The sequence below is a fragment of the Nocardia sp. NPDC004722 genome (assembly GCF_053601505.1).
Genome location: NZ_JBSGBY010000579.1, coordinates 1 through 5,420, shown reverse-complemented (window position 1 = coordinate 5,420; position 5,420 = coordinate 1). Strand labels below are relative to the sequence as shown.

The 5,420-nt window shown below is 69.3% G+C and carries 6 protein-coding genes, 1 rRNA gene and 1 pseudogene; 1 reads left to right on the top strand and 7 read right to left on the bottom strand.

Translation table 11 applies throughout. The annotated features are described in order from the left end of the window. Nucleotides 1-237 (bottom strand): annotated as a pseudogene (locus ACWELQ_RS37085) (hypothetical protein); the annotation flags it as partial. A 189-nt stretch (nucleotides 238-426) separates the two neighbouring features. Beyond that, nucleotides 427-561 carry a hypothetical protein gene (locus ACWELQ_RS37080; RefSeq protein WP_452401686.1) on the bottom strand — a complete coding sequence of 45 codons (135 nt, stop codon included), beginning with the start codon at nucleotides 559-561 and terminating at the stop codon, nucleotides 427-429. A gap of 69 nt (nucleotides 562-630) precedes the next feature. Between ACWELQ_RS37080 and ACWELQ_RS37075 the strand changes: the two genes are divergently transcribed. Continuing rightward, nucleotides 631-1,479 carry a GNAT family N-acetyltransferase gene (locus ACWELQ_RS37075; protein WP_452401685.1) on the top strand — a complete coding sequence of 283 codons (849 nt, stop codon included), beginning with the start codon at nucleotides 631-633 and terminating at the stop codon, nucleotides 1,477-1,479. Here ACWELQ_RS37075 and ACWELQ_RS37070 read toward each other — a convergent pair whose 3' ends face one another. The 5 genes from ACWELQ_RS37070 to rrf form a co-directional block, all read right to left on the bottom strand. After that, nucleotides 1,480-1,893: a MarR family winged helix-turn-helix transcriptional regulator gene (locus ACWELQ_RS37070; RefSeq protein WP_452401684.1), complete on the bottom strand. Its 414-nt coding sequence runs from the start codon at nucleotides 1,891-1,893 to the stop codon at nucleotides 1,480-1,482. Nucleotides 1,894-1,942: 49 nt separating this feature from the next. Then, nucleotides 1,943-2,368: an SRPBCC family protein gene (locus ACWELQ_RS37065; RefSeq protein WP_452401683.1), complete on the bottom strand. Its 426-nt coding sequence runs from the start codon at nucleotides 2,366-2,368 to the stop codon at nucleotides 1,943-1,945. A gap of 159 nt (nucleotides 2,369-2,527) precedes the next feature. Further along, on the bottom strand, nucleotides 2,528-4,555 hold the full coding sequence (fusA, locus tag ACWELQ_RS37060) for an elongation factor G (protein ID WP_452401682.1): 2,028 nt from the start codon (nucleotides 4,553-4,555) through the stop codon (nucleotides 2,528-2,530). A 280-nt stretch (nucleotides 4,556-4,835) separates the two neighbouring features. Next, nucleotides 4,836-5,210: a YrdB family protein gene (locus ACWELQ_RS37055; RefSeq protein ID WP_452401681.1), complete on the bottom strand. Its 375-nt coding sequence runs from the start codon at nucleotides 5,208-5,210 to the stop codon at nucleotides 4,836-4,838. Nucleotides 5,211-5,329: 119 nt separating this feature from the next. Then, a 5S ribosomal RNA gene (rrf, locus tag ACWELQ_RS37050) occupies nucleotides 5,330-5,420 on the bottom strand; the annotation flags it as partial.

Genomic DNA, 5,420 nt, shown 5'->3' with positions numbered 1-5,420 from the left:
CCGGTACATGGCCACGACCCCCGGCACCTCGTGCTCCGGAAACCATTGCGCCGCCTCATGCGCCAACGGCGGCCCCAACCGCGACACCACCAACTCCGAGTCGATCGCCACCCCGGTCTTCGCGGCCACCGCATCCCACACGGCCGCGATCCCCGGCCGCGAATCGATCAGCGTCATATCCAGGTCGAACCCCACCACGAGTCCGCCCGCCGGTCCGGTCGCACGATCAAAAGCCACGCCCCGACCCTACGGCCCGCAAGTTCCCCGCCCGGCACCACCGCCCCCGACAGATCCGGGCCCAGCCCTGGTACCAGCTGACCTATGGCCTCAGCATCTGCCGGACCCACCGCCGAGCGCTGCTACCGGGTCCGGGACATCCGGGCCGTCGCGGGCGGGCCCGTCCGCCGCTTCCGCCCTGCGCCCGGATCACCGCCGCACACCCACGAACGACAGCGAGCAGCCGAGATGGCTGGGCACCCAGGCGCGCGCGGCGTTGAGCCAGGCCGATGCCGAGGGAACCGGTAATCCGCTGGGCGTCTTCCGGCAGGCGGTCGCCGCCACTGTGCTTCATCGCGGCCGCGCCGGAAAAGCCGAGGCGGTCGAGCGGCGGATCGAATTAGGCTGGCGGGCATGGCTGGTGAGCAGGGCACGTTTTTCTGCGGGACGGAGCTGGCGGCGCGCATCGAGCGGGTCGAGGCGGAGTTGATCAGCAAGGGCAGCGGGGCCGCGGCTGCGCGGCGCGGGGACACGGCCGGGTTCGTGGTTCCGGTCGCGGGCGGGGTGGCCTCTTTCGCCGAGGAGAATTCACCGCTCAACAAGGTCGCCGGGCTGGGGTTCGACGGAGTCCCGATGGTGGCCGAACTCGAGCAGATCGAGCGGCTGTTCGCGGAGCGTGAGACCGCGGTGCAGGCCGAGGTGTCGCAGCTGGGCGATCCGGGAGTCGGGGAACTGCTCACCGAACGCGGGTACCGGCTGGTGTCGTTCGAGAATGTGCTCGGCATCGAACTCGGCGGCGAGCGCGCCGCGATCGTCGCCGACGGCGTCGAGGTGAGCCACAGCACCGAGGACGAATTCGATGCCTGGCTGGACGTGGTCGCCGAGGGCTTCGCCCATCCCGACACCCAGGGTGTGGCCTCGCACGAGGAATTCCCGGCCGAGATCATTGCCAATGCCATGCGCGATCTGACCGGCGCGGCGGGCGTCCAGCGTTATCTGGCCCGCCGGGGCGACGCGGTCGCGGGCGGGGCGAGCATGCGCATGTCCCAGGGCGTCGCCCAACTCACGGGTGCCGCAACAGGTCCCGCGCATCGGCGGCACGGCGTGCAGTCGTCACTGCTGTCGGTCCGGCTGGCCGAGGCGACGGCGGCGGGCTGCGATATCGCGGTCGTCACCACCCAGCCCGGCTCGAAATCGCAGCAGAATGTCCAGCGTCAGGGCTTCGCCCTGCTCTACACCCGGGCCATCCTGGTCAAAGGCTGATCAATCCGGCAACCGGTGGGCGGCAACCGGTTTCAGCTGTTCCCGGATCGCGTCGCCGTCCGCGCCGAAGAGCTGGACGTCGGTGTCGACGGCGATCTGCACCCCCTTGCTCACCAATTCCCTACCCGCCGTAGTCAATTCGATCCGCAGCACACGGGCGTCGGCGGGGTCGGCGCCGCGCACCAGCAGTTCGCGCTCCTCGAGCGCGCGAATCACCTTGGACGCCATCATCCGATCCGAGCCGGACATGTCCGCCACCTGCTGCTGAGTCGGCAACTCCCCCTGCCTGCTCAGCCAACCGGCCGAGGCCAGCAGATTGAACTGGGTGGGTGTGAGGCCGAGCGGACGCAGATTGCGTTCCAGCGTCGCCCGCCATTCGAGCGCCGCGTGGTGCAGCCAGAAGCCCGGACTCATGAGCGGTCCCCGCGGCACGCCGCGCGGGGACCCTGGCGATCCCGGTGATTCAGCCACGCCGTAGCGCCTCCTGTTCCAATGCGGCGAAGGTCAGCGGCATATCCGCACGCATGCCCTTCTCCCAAATGAGTTTGAACAAGGGCCCCATCGGCCCGTGGACCTCCACATTCTCCGCCACCCGCACGGTGCCGTCACCGAGCGGCTCGTAGGTGCGGTGCCCGCGCAGCTTGCCGAACGGGATGCCCGCCTCACTGGTCCACGACTTCCCAGGCTCGACCGCCACGATGGTGAACGGACCGGCGGGTGCGCCCTTCGGCTTGACCCAGCCCTTGGTCCCGGCCGCGAACTCGCCGTCGATGCGGGACTTCTCCTCGTGCGGGTCCCAGGCGGCCCAGTTGGCGACGTCCGTGGCGACCGCCCAGATCTTGTCGACATCGCCCTTGATCACGGCGGTTTCGGTGAACGAGTACATCATCTGAATCATCTCCACTCGGGGGATTTCTGTTGTTGCGACAACAGTAACTGTAGTCGCGACAACAAACAACCCCTCGTGGCGGATTTCCTCCGCGACGAACACCGGGACCGGCGGCGGACGACATCGACTGTCGCCGCCACCGGCCCCGGATCGGACCCGTCACGGAGCGGGCGCGTAACCCAGCGGGCGCGTGGTGAACGTGCCCCGTCCCTGCGTCCGACTGCGCAAACGGGTTGCGTAACCGAACAATTCGGCCAGCGGCACCGTGGCGGTGAGCACCACGGAACCGATCCGGGTCACCGAACCGGTGACCCGCCCGCGCCGCGCCGCCAGATCACCCAGCACCGCACCGACATAGTCCTCCGGCACGGTCGCGGTCAGCTCCACCAGCGGCTCGAGCACCACCATGGCACTGGCGCGCAGGGCTTCCCGCATGCCGAGCCGCCCTGCCGTCCGGAAGGCCAGGTCCGACGAATCCTTCGAATGCGTCGCACCGTCGGTGAGCGTGACCCGCACCCCGGTGACCGGATGGCCCGCCAGCGGACCCTCGGCCAGGGCGTCGCGGCACCCGGCCTCGACCGCGCGCACGAACTCCGCGGGCACCCGGCCGCCGACCACCGTGGACTCGAACTCGAATCCGGTCGCCCCGGAATCGGATTCGTCCAGCGGTCGCACATCGAACACGATGTGCGCCCACTGCCCGGATCCACCGTCCTGCTTGGCATGCCGGTAGGTGAAGCCCCGCACGCCCCGCACCACGGTCTCGCGGTACGCCACCTGAGGCCGGCCGACCGACACGCTCAGCCCGCGGTCGCGGCGCAGCTTCTCCACCACGACCTCCAGATGCAGCTCACCCAGCCCGGCCAGCAGCGTCTGCCCGGTCTCGGGATCGGTCCTCACGGTGAGCGAGGGATCCTCGTCGGCCAGCCGCGCCAGCGCGACCGCCAGCTTGTCGGACTCGGCACTGGATTTCGTCTCGACCGCCACCGACACCACCGGCTCGGTCGGAACCGGCGGCTCCAACTCGACCGGTGCGTCCGGCGCGCACAGCGTGGCGCCGACCCGGACCGACTTGGGCCCGACCAGCGCGACGATGTCACCCGCCACGGCGGAGTCCACCTCCTCGTGCCGGTCCGCCTGCACCCGGAGGATGCGGGCGACCCGCTCCCGACGGCCCGCACCCGCGTCGAGCACGGTGTCGCCCTTGGCCAGGACGCCGGAGTAGACGCGCACGAACGTGAGCCGCCCGGTCGGCGTGGCGTGCACCTTGAACGCCAGCGCCGCAAGCGGTTCCGCCGGATCCGCGCCGCGGCGCTCGTCCTCGGCGCCGACCGGCGGCCGGTCCAGCGGCGACGGCAGGTAGGCGACCACGGCGTCGAGCAGCGGCTCGATACCGATGTCACGGTAGGCCGCACCGCACAGCACGGGGACCACCTCGCCGGAGAGGGTGAGCTCCCGCAGCGCGGCGCGCAGCGTGTCCGCCGACAGCGCGGAGCGTTCGACGAACTCCTCCAGCGCCGCCGGATTCCGTTCCGCCACTGCTTCTTCCAGCTCCCGCCGGGCCTGCTCGACCGCTGCCACCAAGTGTTCGGGCACCGGTCCTTCGACCAGTCCGCCGTCCCAGTGCAGCGCCCGCAGGCGGACCAGGTCCACCACGCCGGTGAATACGTCACCTGCATAGACGGGCACCTGGATCGGTAGCGGAACCGGGTGCAGCCGTTCGCGGATGGAAGCCACGGTGGCCGTCAGGTCGGCTCCGGCCCGGTCCATCTTGTTTACGAACGCGACACGCGGCACGCCGTAGCGGTCGGCCCGCCGCCACACGGATTCGCTCTGCGGCTCGACACCGGCGACGGCATCGAAAACCGCCACGGCGCCGTCCAATACCCGCAGGGAACGCTCGACCTCATCGGAGAAGTCGACGTGCCCGGGAGTATCGATGACGGTGAGCCGATGGTCCGCCCATCGGCAGCTCACCGCCGCCGCGAAGATGGTGATGCCCCGATCCCGTTCTTGCGAATCGAAATCGGTGACGGTGGTGCCGTCGTGCACCTCGCCACGCTTGTGGGTGATCCCGGTGAGGAACAGCATGCGCTCGGTCACCGTGGTCTTGCCCGCGTCCACATGCGCGAGAATTCCGAGGTTACGAACGACAGCCAGGTTTTGTCGAGAAAGATTGGTACGCACGGTAATACGTCCTTCGAGCTGATCTTGTACAGAACAGCGCGATTCCCCGGGACGACAGAGGTCCGGGGTACTCAGTACCGGCCGCGCAGCCGGCACCGAGCCGGCGAAGACACCAGGATCACCTCGAAGCGCGGGCGGGCGACGACGGCGGTGCGATAGGTACGCATGGCCAGGCCCCTTCCTGCTCTCGAGTGTTCGGCGGGATCAACGGCCCCACCGCGTGAACCTAACAGTGCAACGCCATTGGTGTCGCGCGAATTTCCGCGCGGCACAAGGACCCTCACATCGACAGGTGCCCGAAGTGGATCACCGCGAGGTTGGCGGCCACCACCACCGGAAACGCGACCGCGGCCGTGCGGTAGCCGAGCTGCCAGAGTCCCGCCGCGGCGCCCCCGAAGACAGCGACCTTGGTGACCACGGCGGCCACCGGCACCGAGTAGGTCGCCTGCGGCGCGGCGAACAGGCCCCAGAGCACCATGGCGGCCACCGCCATGCCGACCCCCAGCAGCACCTTCGCCGCCCGGGTGTGCCCGGTGCGCACTCCCCAGAAGGCCAGTGCCGCAACGGCTACGAGTTCGAACGCGAACGCGAGGGTGAGATTGACGGCGGACCAGGCGGTACTAATCATGACGACTCCGAGATCGGTGCTCTCCATTCCGATCAATAGTCACAGATACACCGCCCCGAGTCAAGAGCAGTGCTCTCACAAGGTAGACGTTCCACGGATACGCCAAAGGCCCCCAGCATGATTGCTGGGGGCCTTCGCGAATGATGTTCCGGCGGTGTCCTACTCTCCCACACCCTGTCGAGTGCAGTACCATCGGCGCAGGTGGCCTTAGCTTCCGGGTTCGGAATGGGACCGGGC